This window comes from Clostridium massiliamazoniense, from assembly GCF_001403635.1.
Lineage (GTDB): Bacteria > Bacillota > Clostridia > Clostridiales > Clostridiaceae > Sarcina > Sarcina massiliamazoniense.
Map to the genome: position 1 here is coordinate 71,091 of NZ_LN879464.1, position 21,507 is coordinate 92,597.

The window sequence follows — 21,507 nt, forward strand, 5'->3', positions numbered from 1 at the left end:
ATAAAATTTCCCAAAAGGCAACATTATTTTAAATCCGTTACCTTTCTTTCTTAATCCGTTACCTTTAGAAAATCTTAATTTGTTACCTTTGAGCCTTAAAAATATTATTTCTAAAATAGAAATTTAAATAAAAGCTAGATATAATGCCATTTATACTAATTTTCTTAATCTGTTACCTTTTAATTTTTTAATTAATTCCCCACATTTCTTAATCCGTTACCTTTCTTTCTTAATCTGTTACCTTTTCTTCTTAATCCGTTACCTTAACACCCTCTAAAGCTAGTTATTTCAATGGCTCAAAAATCTCTAAATACTATTAAAGACTATATAAATACTATTTATATACTAAAGAAGAAGAAAGAGAGACTTAACTTTTCTTTCTCCTCCTCCTATTTTAAAAAAATAAATTTATTTTAGATTTATTTATTTTGTTATTCCTAGTAATTTAAATTGCTCTAACTTTAATTAATATAATTGGACCAATAAATCTTTTATCACAGCAAATAGAGAAAAAGGGTACACACACTAATATAAGCGTAATGTTTTTTGAGCACCTTATATTTGAGTATTTTTTACGTACATCTTCATAAAGAACTTTTTTTTACACACCTAAAAGTTATTTTATAGATTAATTTATATCATTATTCCTAACAATTAAGTTTATTACCCATTATTTCCTCAAAATAAGGTTATTATAGGAGTTTTCATTATTGTTTGGTATAAATTATTATGTAAAGCGAAAAACCTCTTAAAAACGATTTTAAACGTTAAATATAAAATTCAGAAAATAAATAAAAACCATACCTCCGAAAAGTAGGGTATGGATATTGTGCAATGTGGTAAAGAGACTAAATAGTAAATAGGGGTATATAATAATATTAATTTAAACAACAATCTATCTTTTACTAGGTTATATAATTATTATATTGGGAGAGGTGTTTCAGATTGCATATTAAATCTTTATATGATCCACTGGTTGAAAAAATAGGAGAAGAACGTGGAGAGAAACGTGGCGAAAAGCGTGGCGAAAAAATAGGAGAAAAGAAGGCATTAATAAAAGTAGCTATAAATTTATTAGATATATTGGATGATGAAACAATAGCTTTAAAAACAGGATTAAAAATTGAGGAAGTAAAGAAACTAAGAAAAGAGAATTTAAATTAAAATTCATAAATTGCTGATAGGCTGTGCTATGTTGGTTTTTTAACCAGCATACATGGTCTATTTTTTTATTATTTATTGTTCACAAATTATTTACATATTAGAGGTTCAAAAAAATAATGTAAATTAGCATATTTAAGGTATATAGGAAAATTTATTTTATTCAATATTTATTGAAGATTAAAAAAAAGTTTAATTAGCACTAGCTAATGGAGAAAAAAATAAATGGCTTTATAAGCTCACAGGAGGAAAAAAATGAATAAAAAGTACAACAAGAAATTTACAAAGTCTATGATTGATAGTATTGATTTTGCTATCAAAAGTTTTAAGGAAATTTTCAGTAGTAAGCTATCTAAGATTTGCTCTTTAATAGTTGCTATTGTAATCTTCATTTTTGGTGATTTTTCAGATATTGTTTTCATGCTTTTAGGTATGTTTACAGCTTATGTAATGTATAAGCACTATATCAATAAATTCATCAATAATTATCAATTTTCTTCAGAGAAAAAGGAAGAGGTAGTTATAGAAAATGAAGAAGTAATTGAGGAAGTATTCAACTTCGATTTAATTAACAGTAATGTTACTAGAGAAGATGATACTTATAAAATATTACTTAAAGATATTGTTAGCTTAACAGGGCAAAACATTGAAGAAATTAATATAATTCTCAATTATGAAAAAGTATATGCAACAATCAATGCTTTTGATGAAAAACAAAATTTTATTTTCAGAACTGTAAAAGCATTAGATAAAGGTGCAACGCTGGATACAAATTTTCTAATAGATTTAATTAATGAAAATTGTTAATTAGACCTTATAGACCTAGAAATAAAAATATGGATTTAAAGAAATAAATAAACAAAGAATGTTAGGAGTAAATAAATAAAATGAATATGCAAAATAAAGTTAAAGAATTAAGAATTAAAATAAAAAAATCTTTTGTTAACACAGGTAAAGAAGTAACTGTTGTTAATCATGGAAGAACATATAAAATAAAAGCTGAAAAAATCAATGGCTTATGGATGGGAGTTTTATATAACGAGCAAATTAATGGATTAGCTGTTAATAGAAGCGTTATTGAAAAAATGATAGAAACAGATGAAAGTATCATTTAAGTGAGGTATCCCAATGATAGAGATTGATTTTGAATATATTGAAAAAAGAAAAATAAATAAAGATGAATTATTAGCTAGAGAATTACTTAATGTTTCAGCAACAATTCGTGATGAATTTGATAGTGCAGCAGCTTTTAAAGTTTTAAATAAAGTTGAGAAAAAACATTTTGAACTAGCTTTTAAGATATTAAGTGAAAATGACAACCACCAATTAAAAGATATGGCAATGTTTGAAACTTTAATATCTAATATTCTATCAACTCCGATTATAGAAGATGAGGAGGATGATGAAATTTATGTATAAGAATTTAAATCTTTCAGAAATGTATACTTTAAAAAGAAATTTATATAGATTAGAAAATCTATATAATCTAAAAAACTTTTTTAAAGAACATGATTTAAACAACTTATTAGAAGAGCATAATGAAGAAATTCTCTTTGATGCTTTGAATGAATTTGAATGTCATGATATTAAGGAACTTAATTGCATTTTAAGTAATGAAGATATTCATAAAGTAATCAAATTTATAAATGATAGTTATAAAGAAGCGTTTAAATCAAATGATACAAAGAAATTTATAAGTTATTTAATTAGTAACATACTTTTCTTTAATTCAATAAATCAATATGATAATAGTTGCTTTGATTTTAACTCTCTATTTGATTCACTTTGTGAAACATTTAAAATCCCAGAAAACTTAAAGGAATCACTAATACACTTAACACAAGGGTTCTATTATCAGCAAAAAGCTCATAATGATCCAGAAGAGGATTGGGTAGATGATTATTTTTATCACTGTCCATTCGGTTTAGATTTTATTACTGTTGTGGAAAGATTAGCAGCTCATTTTAATGTAACTTGCGTTGGTATTAGCAAAGAGGAACTTGGAACTGAAGACTTTTTCTCTGATGGTTATGACAAATATTTTCAAAGTGAGTTTGAAGATATTAAAGATAGTCTTACTTTTACAGAGGAAGGTTATGTTGAAGAAGGTTCTTATTTTGATGCATTCCAGTCAGATGATTATGTCTTATATATAGAAAAAAATATAAGTGAGTTAACTCTGGATTTTCTTAAAAACATTGCGCCTAATTATAGTCCTTATCATCAATATATAGAATTTTTCCCTTTTAAACAAAGTGATAATACGGTGAAAATTTCCTTTAATGATGGAGCTATATTCCCAGGAGTATCTATAATGTTTTTAGTTTTACTTATATTAATGATGGTGGAGGAAATTTGAATATGATAATAGATATAAAATTAGATACAACTAGTAACACTGCATTAGTTACTAAAAATGTTAGTGGTGTGAAAAAAGAATTTACAGTAGCTACTTCTGACTTGATTGATAGTTTTAAATTGTCTAAAAGTAATACAGATGATAAAAACTTTAAGCCTATTATTGGTCTTATTCAACAAAAAAAGAATGGTTATGAGTTAATTCAAACTATACAAATAGCAAAACAAGGATTCATATATATTTTTAAGGTAGATAAAAAAAGAGTACCTTTTTATATATATGATAAATGTTATGGGGTATGTGGTATGCCTAGCTTACTAGTAGCTGTTAAAGTTGTTAATAAGAAATTTAACGGTATGTATGTACAAGCTATAAAGGAAAATACCATTATAGAAAATTCTAGCCCTTTATATATATCCTTTTTCTAACACATCTTGTAATACTGGAAGTGTTTGCTTTGGATTAAATTCTTTCGAGCAAAAACTAAATAGTATTGAAGATATAGTTAGGCTAATTGATTATTTTTATGAAATACCTAATACATCAGAAATGTTTAGAGTATTGAATAATAAGCCTAAATTACAATTTAGGGAGTTAGCATCCACTTTGAAAGATGAAGATTTTAATGATGACTTTTTAGTAGAGAATTCAAGTGTTCCTAATTATGAAATGTGGTTATCTCAAATTTTAAGATAAAAAGTATAGAAATAAATAAATAAAATTTAAGAGTAAGAATGGAGAATGAAATCATGGATTTATTAACAATGTTCAATATAGAAAAGAAAGAAGAAACAAAAGTAGAAACAAAGGTAGAAAAGAAAAAAGAAAACAATAGTAAAAAAACTGAAACAAAGACTAAGAAAGTTACTAAAAAATTAGATAACTTAAATGCTAATAAGGAAAAAGAATTAAAAAATTTCACTAAAGTTGAATTAAAGGCTTTTGGAGGAAGAATCAAGATGATTGAGGGTGAAGAACTTGAAAATATCAAACTTGATACTCTTCAAGAGGAATTAGTTGAATTAGGATATCACGAATTCGCAGCTAACGTTTTATGGTTAATAGTACCTAATAAAACTAAAACTGAAGCTGTATTAGTGGCATCATGTGGCGAAAAGTTCCATGCAAAAGGCTAAATTTTATATGGAGGTGGAATAAGATGGAGTATTCAATTTTTTTAATAGGCACAGGAGCTACTGGAAGTAACTTAATTGGTAATTTGGCTCAATATGCTATTGGTGAGAAAAAAATAAAAAATATAATTTTAATAGATGGTGATTTGGTTGAGAGTAAGAATTATCGAAATCAAAAATTCACAGCAAAAGATTTAGGGAAAAATAAAGCTAAAGTATTAGCTAATAGATACTCTAAATTAGATATTGATGTAAGCTATGTTGATTCTTATATAAAAGATAAAGAAAGCTTAATTGATATTATAAAAAACTATAACACAGCACCTATTATAATAAGTTGCATAGATAATAATAATGGCAGGATAATCTTAGACCAAGTGTTTAGAAGTGATGAAATTCCTAATTTAGTATACATTGATACTGGAAATGGAGATGAAACATCAAGATTAGGTCAAACAATTATTGGTGCAAAACAGGATTGTAAGATAATAGCTCCCCCGGTTGGAGATTATTTCCCTCAAATATTTGAAGGTGATAAAGATGTTGAAACTATAAAAGATTATAGTTGTTCAGCACAAATAGTTGAAAAACCTCAATGCCTTACAAGCAATGTTTTAAGTGCTACTACAGTCTTTTTAATACTTGTTAATTTAATAAGTTATAACAAAGTTGAAGGTAGATACTTTAAATTCAATGCTGAACATATTGGTATTGAGAAAGTTAGATAAAATTAAATAGTTTTTTTATAAGCAACCTTTAAGGGTTGCTTATTTTTTTACAAATATTAAAGTTCACAAATTATTTACAATTTTGAGGTTCAAAAAATTAATGTAAATTAGCATATTTAAGGTATAAGGGAAAATTTATTTTATTCAATTTATTGAAGTATTAAAAAAACAAAATTTAATTAGCAGTAGCTAAGGAATAAAAAAATAAATGGCTGTATAGCTCTAAGGAGGAAAATTTAATATGTTAAATGTAGATCGCTTATTCAAAGCTGGAAGAGAAACTAAAATTTTTGAGGTTGTAGATAAACTAAGTGTTAATGATTTTTATAATAACACTGGGTATCAAGATGTAACTTCTATTCATGAAAAAATGTCCAGAATAAAATTAGTTATAGTTGATATTTCAAAAGGTAAAGGTCCGTCAGCGTCAGTCGGTGAATTTAATCTTAAAGCGAGTGAATGGAACCAACACATGAGAACTTTACTTAATTTACAACGCTTTTTAAGTCTTTATCCAAAGAAAATTTTATCTATTTCAAAAGCTAATCCATATAAAAAATTTGAAAATGATTTTATAGAAGTAAAACATTTAAAAATAAGTTATCAAGATGGATTAAGAGTAGGAGTAAGATGGAAGTTTGAAATAATTACTGGAAGAGCTAAAGCCATGAGTGATGGTTTTGGTTATGAAAATAAGACTTTTCAAAAAATAAATAATGTTGATTTCTTACTTAGTCCAGAGGAATTAGAATCAATGATTACTTATATCACTAAGTATATTTCCTTATGGGAGCAATCATCATTTAATGAATTCATGCTTAATAAAAAAGAGTTTATTAAAAGATGTTGTGAAAATAACTATGATGAGAAAACAATTAAAGAATGGAATAAGAACCCTAATAGTTATAGAGATAATTCATTTAGGGGAAATACTTCTAATTCAAATCCATCTGAAACAATTAGGAACGTAAACTCAAATGTTAAAAGGGATATGGCTACACAAAGTAGTTACTCCTCACAGGTGAGCGTTAACCTAAATCAAGCACAAGGTCAGAAGGTAGGAAACCTTCAAAAATCACAGTTGACCTGTGAATCTTGTGGCTGTGAAGTTACATTATCTATTGCCAGCACAACTAAAAAACAGTTTGGCAAGGCTTTATGTGAGACATGTTTGGTTAAAGAAATATATAAAAAATAAATTTGAGAATTAAAGAATTGAAGAATTAAAGGAATAAAAAAATAAAAATTTTAGCGGAAAGATAGGAGAATAAGGATATGAAAATAGAAGGATTAAAGGAATTATTTTTAAAAGCAGAGAAGGTTTCAGAATTAGTAAAGGTGTCATCAGATGAGAATATGATAAAAGTATCAGCTAATTCAGGGAATATTTATTATACTGCTGGAGTTGCAAATGAGGAAAAAGAGGTAACAGAGTTTATTTTAGATAAAAATAGTATTAATCTTTTAAAAGCTATTGAAGTTGGAGAAGTAGCTTCAGTTACTGTTAAAGGCAACAAGATAGAGATTAAAGGAGGTTCTACTAAAGCAACATTAGTTCAATTAGAGGATACTGTTAAGGAGGTTAGCTTTGAAAGTCAAGCTATGGCTAGATTTGATATATCAAATATTAAAAAAGTTTTATATACTTGTGCTGTAAATAGCCCACATGCAATCCTTAATGGAATTTCATTCAAAACAGTTTGTGGTGATGTTGAAGTTGTAACGTGTGATGGAATAAGAACTGCTATAACAACTATACCATTGAATCAAGTTCCTAACATGGAAATGTTAGCTGATGGTTTAGAATTCGTAATATCAAAAAATGATATCACTAAAATTCTTTCTATAATGCAAGGTGAAATATGTCTTCTATATGATAAAGAAAAGAATGTAGCTACTTTCTTACAAGAAAACAACATGATATCTGTCAATTGTTTAACTGAGAAGTATATATCTTATAATAAAATATTAACAAATATACAAACACCAAATTATATTTTAGTTGATAAAGATGCTCTTTATAAAAACATTAATAGATGTGCCTTAGCTGGTAATTTAAAAGTATCTTTAGATATGTCTAAAGTAGAAGTTGATGTAATATCTAAAAGTGAAACTATTGAAATTGTAGATACAGTTAAAATAGCTGAAAGTAATTTAAATGAGAATATCAAAATAGATTTTAACCTTAAATATCTAAATGATATGATTAGCTCAATAAGAAGTGAAGTTGAAGAAGATGAAATAAGACTAGAGTTTAATTCACCTCTTCTTCCTATTAGATTTATTTCTGAGGATACTCAACACTTATTACTTCCAGTTGCTGATAAGAAAAAAATAGAAAAATAAACTTATAAATATGGACTTAAATAAGAAAAGAATTTATTTCTTTTCTTATTTTTTAAATGGAAATATAGGAGGAAAGATTGATGAATGAATATTCAAATGGAAATAACAATTATGATGATGTGAGATTAAGTATATTAACAGTTGCAGATAAATGTGGCATAGATTATGATATGAAACCTTATGCACATGGAAGATATTTAGCACACTGTCCTTTTTGTAACAGTGACAGTAAAAAGCTATCTTTAACAACTGATAATGGGAAAGGTTATAAAAATGTATATAGATGTTATAAATGTGGCGAATCAGGCTCAGCTATAAAACTTTATGCTACTTTAAAAGGCTTAAATAACAAAGAAGCTTTTAAAGAATTAATAACAGACGGAGATATTAGTAAAAATACAAAAATAGAAAAAATAATAAAAGAGGGAAATGAAATTCCAAGTTGTTTAGAAACAGCAGATCTTGATACATTGGATAAAGTATATAAAGATTTTATTAAACTTTTGAAATTGGACAGGAACTCATATGAAAATCTTAAAAGTAGAGGTATTAGTGATGAATATATAAAGGCAAAAGGGTATAGAAGTATTCCTTATAGCTATCAAGAAAGATATGAAATTACTAATAAATTAATTAATATGGGACATTCATTAGAGGGGATAGCTGGTTTCTATAAGGATGAATATAATAAGTGGACTTTTAACGGAATACAAGGATATTTAGTTCCAATAAGAGATTTAAAAGGCAGAATAAATTCATTTCAAATTATGATGAATCAAAAGGTCAAAAAATTAAGATACACTTATTTTACATCAAGCAAATATTCTACTGGAGCAAAAGCTCTTGCTGTACCTAATATTTCATCAGGTAAGAATACTGATTATGTTTATATAACTGAAGGACCACTAAAAGGAGATATAGCTAGTTTCTTTTCTGGGGATACATTTGCTTCAGTTCCAGGAGTGAATTCTGGTATAGATGTATTAATTGAATACTTGAAAGAAATAAATCCAATCAAAGCTATTATTTGCTATGACATGGATATGTATGAAACTCCAGAAGTTAAAAACGCTTTAATCAAATTAATCAATAGATTAAATGATATTGGAATATATTCAGAATTAAAACTTTGGGATAAAAAATATAAAGGGATAGATGATTATTATTATTCACTTAATAATGTAAAATAAATAAATTTATTTAGAATAAAGTTTTGATAACACTTCAATTATCAAGGCTTTATTTTATGTTTATATATTGTTTTTCTTAGAAGATAAATGGCTTAAATAAAGGACTTTCTATCAATAAAGCTAAAATAAGCAAATAAAAAAAATATAATAATTTAACTTATTAACTATTTAATTACTATATATATTTAATAATTAAATAAATTTACTATTATACTTTTTAACTTATTAAACAAATTTACTATTATACTTTTCAGCTTTTTTAAAAATTTAGTTTTATAATTTTTATATAGTACATTTTTTAAAAAGTATAATTCTTATATAGATTTAACAAATTAAAAAGTTAATTACACATAATAATAACTGTATTTAATTTTTTAATTTGTTAAATAGTAATAATATTTCATAATTATAATTATTAAAAAATAAATTAATTATTATATTTAAATTTTATATTAGTTAAATACTAAATAAATTTAATTAGTAAAAAATATATGTTATTTAACAAATTAAATATTATTATAATTTTATTTTTTTACTATTTTGAAATTCATATAATTAATTATTGAACTTTTTAAAAAATTATGTTAATATAGGTATGAAATCACAGTAAAAAAATATTTTGGAGGATGAAACAATGAGTGAAAATCAAGTAATAAAAATGAAAGTTGCTAATGATAATGGTAACGGAAATACGAAAATTTTAATTAACGGAAAATATACTGAACAACCTAATGTAATGTATGAAAGAGGAACAGCAGTTCCAGATACAAGCTCTTGGGATATTGAAACTATTAAGGATTTAAAAAACAATCTTATAATTGGTTTTTATAAGGAAGAAGCTAACTTCTTAGGAGAAAAAGAAATACAAGAAATTATATACCATATTGGTAATTGTGCTTTAAGAAGTGGTAGAAGACTTCAAGGGCTTAACATAGATGTTGATAATGATAAAGTTAAGAATGATATAACTATTCTTTCTACAATAGGTTACATGGCTGCTGAAGGTATAAAAAATAAAGTTGAAAAAATAGAAAAAGCTAATAATGGGAAACCATTTGAATTATCAGATATAGATGAAATAGGCTCTATAGAAATAGAAGCTGATTTAGCTACTTCAATTCCTATAAGAGTTTATACTGAAAAATTAGCTCTTCAATTAGCTAATAGATTTAAAAATAATGATGAAGCTTTTGAATTTAAGATATATATTCCTAAAAATAGATTTATAAATGTTAAAGTTAAATTTAATGAAGTTGATGTTGAGAAAGAAGGGGTTACATCTGCTTATTTCTTAGCTAATGCACAAGCAGATGTATTTGCAGAACACAATTCAGCTTTTAATGATAATTTAAGTGCAGATTTCTTTAGAGATAAAAATAACGAAATAATGCACATAGCAATCGGTGAGGGTACAACTGAATTCCCTAGAACAATCTTATATAATTGGTTACCTGAGTTTAAGACTGGAACTAAAAATGGAATAGGTCATGCTATGGTTGAATCAATTAACTTCTTAAAGGATATCCCTGGTACAGAAGATATTCTTGAACCAAAAAAATTAGCAAATATAGTTAGAAATAAAATGGAGAATGACAAGGATCATAGATTTTTCAATGAAATAGTTAAAAATCTAAATTCACCAATTTCAAGACAAGCTCGTGAAATAAAAGAAGTAATGATATCAGAACTTAATAGACAATCTCCTTCTCTTGTATGTGTATATGGCGGTGGTTCTATTATGATGAAATATAAACTTGAAAAAGAACTTAGAGAAGTTTGTGATGAAAAGAAACTAAAATTATTCTATGTACCAAAGAAATATGCTGTAAAATTAGAAGTTTATGGACTTTTCACAAAAGTTAGTTCTCCTAACTTTAAGGGACTTTAAAATTTAAGGAACTTAAAAATATATATAAAGGATTGAGTAACATCAATCCTTTATTACTAAAGAAATTATATTAGGATGGTGTGTTTATAATGGCAAGAAAAAAAATCAAATCAGAAAATGAAATAAAAAGAAAAGCTATACCTGTTGATGTTTCTTATCACAGTAAATTAAAGGTTTTAGCTTATTTAAAAGGTCAAACATTAACTGAATTAACAGAGAAAATATTTGATGATTATATAAAGAAACAAGAAAAAAATAATGGTTTAAATAGTATAATGGCTCAAATAGAGCAAGTAGAAAAAAAGCCAGCAAAAACTAAAACTGATAAAAGTGCTACTACAGAATTAGCAGCTACAGTAATGGAAGAAGAAACTATTGAAGAAGTAAAAATCAATTCTGAGCCAAAAGAAGAAATTAAAAATGATATTAAAGAAGAAAATAACGAGCAAGAAGTTTCTCAAATTAAAATTGAAACAGAAAAAGAGGTTGTTCAAGCACAAGAAGTTATCAAAGATGATGCTGAAGTTGAATTAAAGCAAGATTCTCAACCAGTTAGTGTTGAAAATGATTCCTCTAATACAATTTTTGTCTCACAAGAAGATGATGATGTTTTCCAAGTAGGAACTATATATGTTGATGAAGAAAATTAAAAGTAAATAAAATACATTTTTACAGAGATTTATGAAAAATCTCTGTTTTTTTATTGCCTTTTCTACAAAATATTTCCTCTAAATGTTAATAAATTGTTAAAACGAGCCGATTTTGTGGACTTTTTTTAATGGAATTGTTAATATTTAAAATGTAATTAAAAAAGTACCATTATTTATCGCAAAATTTTCTATTTTTTATTAAGTATAATTTTGCATTTTAATTACAGAAGGGAGTTAGTAATATGAATAAACTTTCTAAAAGCACTACACATGAAAAAAATAAATTAAACATTCAAGTCGGAGTTAAAGAAAAAATACTTATCTAAATAAATTTTGGATAAAACAGAACTTATTCTAAAAGCTCAAAATAACGATAAGGAATGTTTGGAGGAATTAATCAATAGTTATGAGTGCTATATGAAAAGTCTTATAAGGTTATTTAACCTCACATATGCTCAAGAAGAGGAAATATATAATAGTGCGGTCATTGGACTTCTAACAGCATTAAAGACTTTTGATATAAGCAAAGGATTTAAGTTGCATACATATGCAACTGGGTTTATCAAAAGAGAAATAGTAAAATTTATTAAACTAGAAATACTATCATTCTCCTATAAATACAATAAGGCTCATGGAACAGAAGCTGAGATTATTTATTTAGATAGCTTGTGTACAGAAACTGAAGTGTTTAGTGAAGTGATAGGAAGCGAAGATAAAATGTTACAAAGTGTAGAAAGTGAAATGTTTATCGAGTCAATACTCAATGAATTCCCTCGTGAGAAAGACTGGTTAAGAGAATTTTTCGTAGAAGATAAGAAGATATCTCTAATAGCTGAAGAAAAAAATGTTAGTATGTCTTATTTATATTCAAGAAAAAGAAGCTTATTACCTAGTCTAAGGAAGGAGGTGATTCTATGATACTGTCTTTTCTATCAGGAAGTTCACCTCAAGGTAGCGTTGCTAATCAAATAGGTATTCCAACCGTAACAACATCTCAAATGACAGATAAAGTTAATGGCATTACAACTCAATTCTATACTTTTTTTACAGGAATTTTTAATAATGTAGCTATAATTTGTTTGATTTTAGCTGTATTTGCTCTAATTTTAAGTGCTGTATTCTTTAAAAAAGGAATGAAAGCCGCAGGATTCTCAATCGCAGGAATAATAGCAGCGATAATCTTATTTATGAATGCTCCTTTATTAGTAGGTTGGATTTCAACAATGGCTAAATAGGGCAATCTTGCAACAATAAAATGTAAAGGGGAAAATACATGCAATTAAATCAATTACATCAAAGTACAGCCCAGTTCGTTAGCCATTTTATTAATGTATCAGTACCTTATATTTTAGTTATAGGATTACTTTTAGCGATATTTTCGCTATGTCTTATAAGTTGGAATATAATTGTTGCTAGAAATGGCGAAGAACGTTCAATGGTGCTAGATGGTTTTAAATGGGTTATAGTCGGAGTAATTCTATTAGGAGTTATAAGTCCACTAATAGCTTATTTCATAGTTAATTTTTATTAAAAAAGAATGGGAGAAAAATTGTAATGGAAAAAATAATTTTATTAATTAATCATTTTGTAGGAAAACTAAGTTTTTTAAGTGGTAGTTCTTTAAGCTCAACAGCTCAATCTTTAGGTATTCAAACAGCTAACACAAGTCAAATAGGACAAACTATTATTCCAGCTATACAAAAAGTTACTGAACTTGTTGCTTTAATAGCAGCAGTTGGTGTTGTTTCACTAGCGGCTATACTTATCATCACAGCTAGAAGACAAGAATCAAGATCAGATGCTATGATTCGTATAGTTTGGGTTGGTATAGGTTTATGTGTTGCTTTATTAGCTGTAGGAATCGTTGGATACTTAGTAACAGCAATAAGCTAAGATTTAGAATAATTAAATTTTGATAATACATTAAGTTAATTGTTTTAAATAGCATATTAAGTATTGATGGCAAGAGTGAACTTCTCTTGCCATTATATTTAAAAATATAATGCAGGAAGGATTTGATTATATGACACAATATAACATACCTTTTGACATGAAGTTCGAGGACAAAATTTTAGGTGGTAAATTAACACTAAAACAATTTGCTTACTATGTACCTGCTTTAATTCTAGGTGGAATGTTAATAACTCACTCATCAGCCTTTGCTAAGAAGGCAGGAACTATAAATATTGATTTTGGTTTATTGATTTATTACATAGTAATAGAAATAATCTTACTATTAATAGCTACTGTATTTGCTTTTACAAAAGTAAATGGTGATTCTTTAGCTGGATACTTAATTAAAAAACTTAGATTTCTATTAAGAAAAAGAGTTATAAGATTTTATAAGTAAAAATTTCAAATTTAAGGAGTAAGGAGTTGATGATTTAGTGGAGTTTAACAGTAAAACGAGTACCCATAAACTAGCAACCAAAAAAGATGCTAAGAAAATTCAAAAAACTGCAATTCACAAGAAAATGAATGAAGTTATTGGATTTCAAGAATTCTTAGATATAGAGGAGAAAGGAAGAAAAGTAACTGCTGTTTTAAAGTGTAGTTCAGGTTATTCTATGATAATAAGAGTTTCCTCTTCTGACCCTCACTTACTTTCAGATGATGATTTATTCGCATTTGAAACAACTGCATTATCCTTTACATACGCATTAGACTTCCCCGTTAAGTATAAGAGAAGTAGTAGAAAACAAAATTTTAAAAGATATATAGAATTTATAAATGCAATTTCTAAAAATGTAAAATGCTCTGAGTATGTAGAAGAATATAAAAATTATCTTATTGATGAATTAAAGATGATGGAAAATCAGACTGGAAGTAATATTAAACTAAATTATATAGTTGTTTTCTCTAATGATCCTAATGAAGCAGTTGCAAAGAAAGAGTTATTAGATAGAGCAAATTATATAATGAGAAATCTTCAAGATGCTAACTTTAGAACTAGCGTAGTAGCGAATTTTGATTTATTAGAATATCTATACAGAACATTCCATAAGGAATTAGATATTGATTTAGAAAAATTCATAGAACAAGACGCATTTAGCTTTGTTACTAAGAAAGTAGATGAATTTGGAAAGCCTTTTAGGGTTACAGATGAATTTCTTAGAAATGCTATGGCATCAATAGAGGGTGAAGCTAAGGCTGAATTACAAAAAAGAGAACAGCTAAAAGAACAAAGCCCTAAAGAATACAAAAAATACATAGCAAAACAACGCAAACTTAAAGAACTTGAAGAGAAAAATCACAAGAAATCCGTTGAAGAATATAATTTAACTCAAACTGGATTTGTTGAGATATTAAAACCAGATGTTTTCGTAGAAGAAGCAGATTATATAAGATTAGGAAGTAATAGTTACCTAAGATGCTTAGTAGTTAATACATTACCTTCCTCTCTTAATATAACTACCTTAAACAATTTAAATACATTAGAAAACATGGAACTCCATGTAGATTTAATCAAATTAAATGATGCTAGAATGAGTAAAACACTTAGGGCAGAATCCAATAAAGTTATATCTAATATATATCTAAAAGAAAAGGAAACTGGAACTAGGGAACACGCTCAAAGAAAGCTCGTATCAAATATGGAAGCAATTATCGAATCTATAGAAACTAATGCAGATAAATTATTTAGTTGTCAAGTAATAGTAGTTCTATATAGTGATGATTTAGCTGACTTAGAAGATAAGACTAAAACTATAAAAGAAAACTTCGCCAATCTAGGTATGGATTTAAGAGTTATGTTCTATGACCAAAAAATAGGTTTCATGAATACTTTACCAACACCATTTATGAAGTATAAAAGTAACATGAAGAATATAACTGCTGGAGGTGCTAGTTGTCTTTTACCCTCTGGATGTACCCATCTCAGGCATCCCGAAGGAAGATTTATAGGAAGAAGTTTATTAACTAATTACCCTGTGATTTTGGACCCATTTATATGCCAAAAGCCACATTTACCCGAAAGTGAAATGTATTCCAACCCTAATGTTTATGTGTGTGGAAAACCAGGTTCGGGGAAATCATCATTTATGAAAACTCAAATTTCAAGAAGCTCCTTCTTAGGAGATTTATATGTAGTTTTAGACCCCCACAATGAGTATCGAGAAGAAGCAAAAAAACTAGGTGGGAAACATATCTATTTAAAAAACGGTATAAAAACAGGAATAAATCCGTTAGAGATTAAAAGTATTATTGATGATGAAACAGGAGAAGAAATTGTACCTATTAACGAGAAAGTAGCCACAATAACAGCTATGATAAATAACTTCATTGCAACTTATCGTGCTGGAAATGGGCTAAAAGGAATTGAAATATCAACTGTTTCTGAAGCTGTTAAAACAATTTATGAGAAAAAAGGAATAACCACAAACCCTGAAAGCTTATTTATAACAAAAGATGGTATAAAAATAGATAGGTCTAGACCTACATTAAATGATTTGAGAATGGAACTTGAAGCAAGAAAGGGAGAAGTCCCAGAAATCACAGAAATAGCTGAAATGATGAAAATAATCACAGGAGATGGAATGATGAATTTATTCGACTGTGAAACAGATGAAGCAATAGCTAAGTTGCTAGATACAAGATTTGTTGTTTTCTCTCTTAGAGATTTAGATGATTTAACTAAAACCTATGCAATGACAACAATTCTAAACTGGTTATGGGCTATGTTTTCAGCGAAAGAAATGAAAAACATCCAAAAGAATATTGGACTTGACGAAGGTCATAGATTGGCAAAGCATAAACAAAGCTTAGAGTTATTAGAGGAATTCGCTCGTTCTGGGCGTAAGTTCTTAATCAGTCTAATAATATCCTCTCAATCAATTCAAGAGTTCTCTTCTACAATAGAAGGAAGGGCTATATTAGACTTTTGCAGTTTCAAATATATTTTTAGACAGGATGCAAGACTTTCAAACGAAATTGCTGAATATTTTGGATTATCAGATTCAGCTAAGAAGAGTTTACCAAACTTCCAAAAAGGACAATGTATTATTAGTACAGAGCTTGGAAACATAATGGCACAAGTAGATTTATTTGAAAAAGAAAAAGAATTTGCTACTACATCAGGTAATACTTTAGCTGAAAGTACAGGAGGTAGATAGCATGAACCAACAATTTCCCCAAATAATATCTATTTTACAATTAATCAGTGTAATTGCTATTTTGATTACACTGACAATAATTATTTTTAAATTAATAGTTTATAAGAAAAATTCAGATAAAAGAGAAGTTTTGATTGATGGACTTTCCAAATATGTAATTGGTGTTCTGATACTTGGTTCTTTAGGTCTTATAGTGAGTTTTCTATATGGATATTTAATGAGCCTTGGTTCAAATACTTTAAATTCAAGTGTTGCGAGCACCAATGCAAATATTGCTAAGATGGTATCAAATCCTACTGGAGATACAGGTGGATTTTTAGGATCAATGTTTGGAGCGTTTATTAAGGCTGTAGCAGATTGTATAAACTCAATCTTTGGTCTTACATCAATAAACAAATTAGTAACACCAGCAACAGCTTCTATTTTCACTCAACAACAATGGAATGTATTAGAAGGAATTTATGGTGTGCTAACAATACCAGCAGTAGCTTTATTTGCTGTAATGGTATTTAAAACAGGTATTTCATTTTTAAGAAGTTCATTAAGCCCTAAAGAGATAACAGCCGCTAAAGATAACATTTTTAGATGGTGCATTGTAATAATTGTACTAGCTGGAGGATTCTTATTATGCCAAATCATAGTTGCATTTGGTAATACATTATGGGATATATTCAATGAAACTGCTAAAAATGTAATTCCAAACTTAGATTTCTCTAAATTATCAAAGGATAGTAGTGGAACTTTATATGGAGGATTTGTTGCATTTTACTTCACATGGATAAATCTTAGAGTAAATGTACTTTTCTATATAAGAGATATAACATTAGCTGTATTTATAGTATTCACTCCTATAGCTATTACACTTTGGGGATTAGATAGAAATATTAACGCCTTTTCAATATGGCTTGGAGAGTTATTATCAAATGCCCTTATGGGATTCTTCTTATCAGTAACATTTACTGTATTTTCAGCTTTATTAGTTTCTTTACCAAAACATAATTCAAGTCAATTCTTATTCTTATTGGTGGGATTACCAATGACATTAAAAGTTGCAAGTGTTCTTAGAAATTCAGTCCAAGGTTGGATGACTAGAATGAGTGGAATTAATGAGGATGAATTTGCAAGAAGAGCTACTATTGGAGGTATGATAGGTGGAGCATTAGGAGTAAGTAGAGATATCCAAAACGCTAAAAGATTAGGTTCTGAGATTAAATCTACAGCTCAAAAACTAGGCAATAAAGTTGCTAAAGTTCCATCAAAAATTAATGATATACCAGAAAACTTCGCAGCTGCTAAAGCAGGAGTAGATGATATGGGAGCAACTATAAAAGATGGATTCTCTTCTAAAGCACAAGTTGTATCAGATAGTGGAAAGGTATTTGGTGGATTTTCAGCAAGTAATAAAAATAATAATTTAAATAATGTAGCTTCACAGGCTAGAAAAGACTTAATAGATAACGCAAGTAAAAATGGACAAACTATTAATCCTAATGGGGTTTCTGGATTAGGTAATGATGGATTAGAAAGTATTAATGGTACAGCAACTAAAAATGCTTTCCTTAAAAATCTTGAAGATTCTACTAATGAAAACCCATATTCAAGCCCTAGAGATAATATAGAAGATGCTAAGGACAGAACAATATCTCAAATTGAAACTGCTATGAAAAACGATCCAGATTATTTAGTAACAATGCCAGACTTTACTCAACAAGCAAAAGATGAAACAGATGAATTTATAGCTAATAATCCAGAAGAAGAAGGAAATAGAGACGATATTCAAGATAAAAACTTAAAAGTAGCTCAATCAGAATGGATTCAAGCTAAAGCTGAAAATGAATTTGCGAATAAAGTTCTAGGTATAGGAGATGTTAATAGATTTGAGAAAGATTCTAATGGTTTTGAACACTTAGCTAAGACACCAAATCAAAGTAACAATGATGGTTTAGCTACAGGACTTTCACACGCTGAAAGTAATTCTGATAAACCTAAGCCTACTATGGAAGATAAAAATAGAAGAAGAATGAATAATGCTATTACTAAACTAGCTTCTCAAAATCAATCTTCTTATGATAACATAGTAAATTCAGCTAATTCTGAAGGACAACAAGTTAGACCAAACTATACAATGACAAAACAATTTGAAAATGAAGTTGCTAAACATAATGGAGGATTAGTAAATTATAATCCTCAACCTTCAACAACTGTAAGCCAAGATACAACTCCTATAGATATTTATAGTGGTGGTTCAAGTTCAACAACTTCAACAGGAAGTGGAATGAACTCTGTAAGTGATACTAGTAGTAGTTCATCAAGTCCTATAAATACTAGTAGTTATGGTGATAGTTCAAGTTCAACAACTTCATCAATTCCAACAGCTTCTGTAGGAAGTGGAATGAACTCTGTAAGTGATACTAATAGTAGTTCATCAACTCCTATAAACACTAGCAGTTACGGTGATAGTTCAAGTTCAACAACTTCATCAATCCCAACAACTTCAGCAGGAAGTGGAATAAATTCAGTAAGTGATGCTAATTACAGTAGTAGTTCATCAGCTCCTATAAGCACTAGCAATTATGGAAGTGGTTCAAGTTCAACAACTTCATCAAGGAGCGGAATAAACTCTGTAAATGATACTAATTATAGTAGTTCTTCATCAATTCCTACAAGCACTAGCAGTTCAAGTTCAAGAACTTCAGTAGGAAGTGGAGTAAATTCAATAAGTAGTAATAATTCTTATAACAGTAGTAGTTCTGGAATGACTTCTACAAATACAACTTCAAATAGCCAAAATTCAAATAATGGAACTTTAAAAGCTCCTAGCACAAGAAACTCAAAAATAACAAATTCAAATTCTAATCAAGGTGCTTCAACACCTACAACATTTAATAAAAGTGGTTCAAATGGAAAAAAGGTTAACATTGACAAAACTACTTTCACAAATAAACCACAAAAGAAATAACCCCTTAGATTAAAGGAAGGAGGTTAATAATAAATGTTAAAAGATTTTCTAAAAGGTGCTATGAAGGGATTGCTACAAGGTAGCAAAAGAGAAGGTGAAGAGGGAGCTAGAAGACTTAAAAGTGGATTAAGTGAAGGTATTAAAAATACCGTTAAAGGTTTTCTCAATAAACCAGCTAAAGAAGTTTTAAAAAAGGGGGGCTTTGCCCTCCTTAGAATTATAATGATTCCTTGGGGAATAATATTTATAATCTTTTTTATATGTACTATCGGTGTAGTTGGGTACTTCACAGGAACTCAACAAGAAACTCAATCTATTATTTCAAGCTCACAAGAACAGTTAATAGTGCGAGATGTAAATCAGAATATTGATAAAAATATCCCACATGATTATTTAGGATTAACAGGTGAATGTTTAGCATCACCTCATATAATAGAAAACTATATAAGATTTCTTATCTTAGATAAAAGAGTTAATTTACCTTTAACTAATAGTGAGATTAATAAACTGGTAGCACAAGCATTAAAAGATTTAAAACCTCAATTTACATTTGAAAATGGACAAGTAACAACAACTACTTATACAACTAAAGGTGGAAAAACAACCAAAAGTGTTTCAGTCCAAAATGTAAAATTATTAAAATCAAGTATAAGCGTTTATGGAGATTATACTTATACTTATTCAACAGAGCAATATACAAGCAGCTATAACAAAGATGTTAAGGTTGTAACTTCATATCCTGCACTTGCGAATAAAATAATGAATAAAAAAGATGAATATGAATTATTAAGTAACCTTCTGACTAAACAAGGTGTATCAAAGGGTGATTTACAAGTTGCTATAGGGGCTATATTATTCTCTAAACAAGGGGATACAAATAGCTGGGATTGGTTAACAGATGATAAACTACCTGCACCTCCTATTTCTAGTATGGGTGGCTTTGGTGGAGGTCTCCTTGGTGGTTCTGTTGGTGGATTACCACCACAAGCACAAGCTTGGGAAACTTATTATCAAGAAGCTCAAAAAGCAACTAGAGTTCCTGATTGGTTATTAGTAGCAGATACTAACGCTGAAAGTTCATTTAATCCTAATGCTGTATCTTGCACTGGTGCATATGGATTACTTCAATTTGAAAAATATAACTGGGACTATGATTTAAGTCAAGGTATGGGACAATTTTTAAATCATGCTGGTTTCACTGGAAGTCCTCAACAACTATGGAATGAATTCGTGAAAAGTCCTAAAATGCAAATTTTCGTTGGAGGATGGGAATGGAGATGGTATCTAAATTATTATTTAATCCATTCTGGATTAGTTTCTAATAATAATTATCAGAGTACAGCCAATATGAGTAAAATTGATTGGAACGCACCTGTTGGAAATGCTCAACTTGCAAAAGCTATAAAGGAAACAGCATTTATTTATAACTGTGGACAAGCTTATTTTGATTGTGGTCATTACAATGCTTATGCCGATAAAGTTTATAGACTTGCAATGGAATATAGAAGTAGAACATCAGCTTCTTCTGTTGGAGTTAATGGTATTAGTGGATTACCTGCAAATCAACAAGCTATAATCAAAAAAGTTATAAGTGTAGCTGAATCTTGCGTAGGAAACTCTACTTATGTTTTAGGTGGGGGAAGAACATTCCAACAAGAGCAAGAGCATATCTTCGATTGTTCAAGCTTTGTTTGGTATTGCTATGACCAAGCTGGAATTCAACTAGGGCCTCTATCTAGTGTTACAACGTGGACATTAGTTCAAGCATATCCTAGAGTTCCATTATCTCAAATGAGACCAGGTGATTTGATTTTCTTCAATGTTGAAGGACCAAACTCTCACGTTGGAATTTACTTAGGTAATGGAAAATTCATTAGTGCTGAAGATCCAGCGTTAGGTGTTGGAATTGCAAGTATAAATAGTCCGTACTGGGCGCCAAAAGTTAGCGAAGCAGTTAGACCTTATTAAAGGAGGGGGAGCGT

General features: G+C 28.3%; 21 protein-coding genes. All 21 read left to right on the top strand.

Annotated features, from left to right (window positions below; genetic code table 11):
* The first annotated feature begins 945 nt into the window (after positions 1-945).
* The gene (locus ARA19_RS00610) at positions 946-1,164 is read left to right on the top strand and encodes an RpnC/YadD family protein (protein ID WP_055069038.1); all 219 of its coding nucleotides are present in this window, start codon (positions 946-948) and stop codon (positions 1,162-1,164) included.
* A 252-nt stretch (positions 1,165-1,416) separates the two neighbouring features.
* Entirely contained in the window at positions 1,417-1,968 is a 552-nt protein-coding gene (locus tag ARA19_RS00615; RefSeq protein ID WP_055069039.1) for a hypothetical protein, read from the top strand.
* Between the two features lie 80 nt (positions 1,969-2,048).
* Complete coding sequence (locus tag ARA19_RS00620) at positions 2,049-2,276, top strand: hypothetical protein (protein WP_055069040.1); 228 nt, start codon at positions 2,049-2,051, stop codon at positions 2,274-2,276.
* A gap of 13 nt (positions 2,277-2,289) precedes the next feature.
* Entirely contained in the window at positions 2,290-2,580 is a 291-nt protein-coding gene (locus tag ARA19_RS00625) for a hypothetical protein (protein ID WP_055069041.1), read from the top strand.
* A complete protein-coding gene (locus ARA19_RS00630) occupies positions 2,573-3,520 on the top strand; it encodes a hypothetical protein (protein ID WP_147574329.1) in 948 nt (315 codons plus the stop codon). Before ARA19_RS00625 ends, ARA19_RS00630 begins: the two co-directional genes overlap by 8 nt.
* Before the next feature lie 2 nt (positions 3,521-3,522).
* On the top strand, positions 3,523-3,948 hold the full coding sequence (locus tag ARA19_RS00635; RefSeq protein WP_055069043.1) for a hypothetical protein: 426 nt from the start codon (positions 3,523-3,525) through the stop codon (positions 3,946-3,948).
* Between the two features lie 321 nt (positions 3,949-4,269).
* Positions 4,270-4,656: a hypothetical protein gene (locus ARA19_RS00640; protein WP_055069044.1), complete on the top strand. Its 387-nt coding sequence runs from the start codon at positions 4,270-4,272 to the stop codon at positions 4,654-4,656.
* A gap of 23 nt (positions 4,657-4,679) precedes the next feature.
* Entirely contained in the window at positions 4,680-5,381 is a 702-nt protein-coding gene (locus ARA19_RS00645; protein ID WP_055069045.1) for a ThiF family adenylyltransferase, read from the top strand.
* A gap of 241 nt (positions 5,382-5,622) precedes the next feature.
* Positions 5,623-6,579 (top strand): hypothetical protein, encoded by a 957-nt coding sequence (locus ARA19_RS00650; protein ID WP_055069046.1) that lies wholly within the window; start codon positions 5,623-5,625, stop codon positions 6,577-6,579.
* A 77-nt stretch (positions 6,580-6,656) separates the two neighbouring features.
* Positions 6,657-7,727 carry a beta clamp domain-containing protein gene (locus tag ARA19_RS00655; protein ID WP_055069047.1) on the top strand — a complete coding sequence of 357 codons (1,071 nt, stop codon included), beginning with the start codon at positions 6,657-6,659 and terminating at the stop codon, positions 7,725-7,727.
* Between the two features lie 80 nt (positions 7,728-7,807).
* Positions 7,808-8,917, top strand: a complete 1,110-nt coding sequence (locus tag ARA19_RS00660) for a CHC2 zinc finger domain-containing protein (protein WP_055069048.1) — start codon at positions 7,808-7,810, stop codon at positions 8,915-8,917.
* 634 nt (positions 8,918-9,551) lie between these two features.
* Positions 9,552-10,805, top strand: a complete 1,254-nt coding sequence (locus ARA19_RS00665) for an acetate and sugar kinases/Hsc70/actin family protein (RefSeq protein ID WP_055069049.1) — start codon at positions 9,552-9,554, stop codon at positions 10,803-10,805.
* Between the two features lie 89 nt (positions 10,806-10,894).
* Positions 10,895-11,455 carry a hypothetical protein gene (locus ARA19_RS00670; RefSeq protein WP_055069050.1) on the top strand — a complete coding sequence of 187 codons (561 nt, stop codon included), beginning with the start codon at positions 10,895-10,897 and terminating at the stop codon, positions 11,453-11,455.
* Between the two features lie 333 nt (positions 11,456-11,788).
* Entirely contained in the window at positions 11,789-12,373 is a 585-nt protein-coding gene (locus tag ARA19_RS00675; protein ID WP_207643329.1) for a sigma factor, read from the top strand.
* Complete coding sequence (locus tag ARA19_RS00680) at positions 12,370-12,690, top strand: hypothetical protein (RefSeq protein WP_055069052.1); 321 nt, start codon at positions 12,370-12,372, stop codon at positions 12,688-12,690. The genes ARA19_RS00675 and ARA19_RS00680 overlap by 4 nt, the downstream gene beginning before the upstream one ends.
* Before the next feature lie 38 nt (positions 12,691-12,728).
* On the top strand, positions 12,729-12,986 hold the full coding sequence (locus ARA19_RS00685; RefSeq protein ID WP_055069053.1) for a hypothetical protein: 258 nt from the start codon (positions 12,729-12,731) through the stop codon (positions 12,984-12,986).
* A gap of 23 nt (positions 12,987-13,009) precedes the next feature.
* Positions 13,010-13,348, top strand: coding sequence for a hypothetical protein (locus ARA19_RS00690; protein WP_055069054.1), 339 nt, complete (start codon positions 13,010-13,012; stop codon positions 13,346-13,348).
* A gap of 109 nt (positions 13,349-13,457) precedes the next feature.
* Complete coding sequence (locus ARA19_RS00695; RefSeq protein ID WP_084764104.1) at positions 13,458-13,805, top strand: PrgI family mobile element protein; 348 nt, start codon at positions 13,458-13,460, stop codon at positions 13,803-13,805.
* A 37-nt stretch (positions 13,806-13,842) separates the two neighbouring features.
* Positions 13,843-16,566 carry a VirB4 family type IV secretion system protein gene (locus ARA19_RS00700; protein ID WP_055069056.1) on the top strand — a complete coding sequence of 908 codons (2,724 nt, stop codon included), beginning with the start codon at positions 13,843-13,845 and terminating at the stop codon, positions 16,564-16,566.
* A 1-nt stretch (position 16,567) separates the two neighbouring features.
* Positions 16,568-19,525, top strand: coding sequence for a hypothetical protein (locus ARA19_RS00705; RefSeq protein ID WP_055069057.1), 2,958 nt, complete (start codon positions 16,568-16,570; stop codon positions 19,523-19,525).
* 33 nt (positions 19,526-19,558) lie between these two features.
* Positions 19,559-21,493: a C40 family peptidase gene (locus tag ARA19_RS00710; RefSeq protein WP_055069058.1), complete on the top strand. Its 1,935-nt coding sequence runs from the start codon at positions 19,559-19,561 to the stop codon at positions 21,491-21,493.
* Positions 21,494-21,507 lie beyond the last annotated feature (14 nt).

Bases quoted from the DNA above. Each gene is read 5' to 3' on its own strand.
- ARA19_RS00620 (WP_055069040.1), top strand. From the start codon at position 2,049: ATGAATATGCAAAATAAAGTTAAAGAATTAAGAATTAAAATAAAAAAA.
- ARA19_RS00670 (WP_055069050.1), top strand. From the start codon at position 10,895: ATGGCAAGAAAAAAAATCAAATCAGAAAATGAAATAAAAAGAAAAGCT.
- ARA19_RS00635 (WP_055069043.1), top strand. From the start codon at position 3,523: ATGATAATAGATATAAAATTAGATACAACTAGTAACACTGCATTAGTT.
- ARA19_RS00625 (WP_055069041.1), top strand. From the start codon at position 2,290: ATGATAGAGATTGATTTTGAATATATTGAAAAAAGAAAAATAAATAAA.
- ARA19_RS00615 (WP_055069039.1), top strand. From the start codon at position 1,417: ATGAATAAAAAGTACAACAAGAAATTTACAAAGTCTATGATTGATAGT.
- ARA19_RS00665 (WP_055069049.1), top strand. From the start codon at position 9,552: ATGAGTGAAAATCAAGTAATAAAAATGAAAGTTGCTAATGATAATGGT.
- ARA19_RS00680 (WP_055069052.1), top strand. From the start codon at position 12,370: ATGATACTGTCTTTTCTATCAGGAAGTTCACCTCAAGGTAGCGTTGCT.
- ARA19_RS00690 (WP_055069054.1), top strand. From the start codon at position 13,010: ATGGAAAAAATAATTTTATTAATTAATCATTTTGTAGGAAAACTAAGT.
- ARA19_RS00660 (WP_055069048.1), top strand. From the start codon at position 7,808: ATGAATGAATATTCAAATGGAAATAACAATTATGATGATGTGAGATTA.
- ARA19_RS00645 (WP_055069045.1), top strand. From the start codon at position 4,680: ATGGAGTATTCAATTTTTTTAATAGGCACAGGAGCTACTGGAAGTAAC.
- ARA19_RS00695 (WP_084764104.1), top strand. From the start codon at position 13,458: ATGCAGGAAGGATTTGATTATATGACACAATATAACATACCTTTTGAC.
- ARA19_RS00705 (WP_055069057.1), top strand. From the start codon at position 16,568: ATGAACCAACAATTTCCCCAAATAATATCTATTTTACAATTAATCAGT.
- ARA19_RS00710 (WP_055069058.1), top strand. From the start codon at position 19,559: ATGTTAAAAGATTTTCTAAAAGGTGCTATGAAGGGATTGCTACAAGGT.
- ARA19_RS00630 (WP_147574329.1), top strand. From the start codon at position 2,573: ATGTATAAGAATTTAAATCTTTCAGAAATGTATACTTTAAAAAGAAAT.
- ARA19_RS00650 (WP_055069046.1), top strand. From the start codon at position 5,623: ATGTTAAATGTAGATCGCTTATTCAAAGCTGGAAGAGAAACTAAAATT.
- ARA19_RS00685 (WP_055069053.1), top strand. From the start codon at position 12,729: ATGCAATTAAATCAATTACATCAAAGTACAGCCCAGTTCGTTAGCCAT.
- ARA19_RS00640 (WP_055069044.1), top strand. From the start codon at position 4,270: ATGGATTTATTAACAATGTTCAATATAGAAAAGAAAGAAGAAACAAAA.
- ARA19_RS00655 (WP_055069047.1), top strand. From the start codon at position 6,657: ATGAAAATAGAAGGATTAAAGGAATTATTTTTAAAAGCAGAGAAGGTT.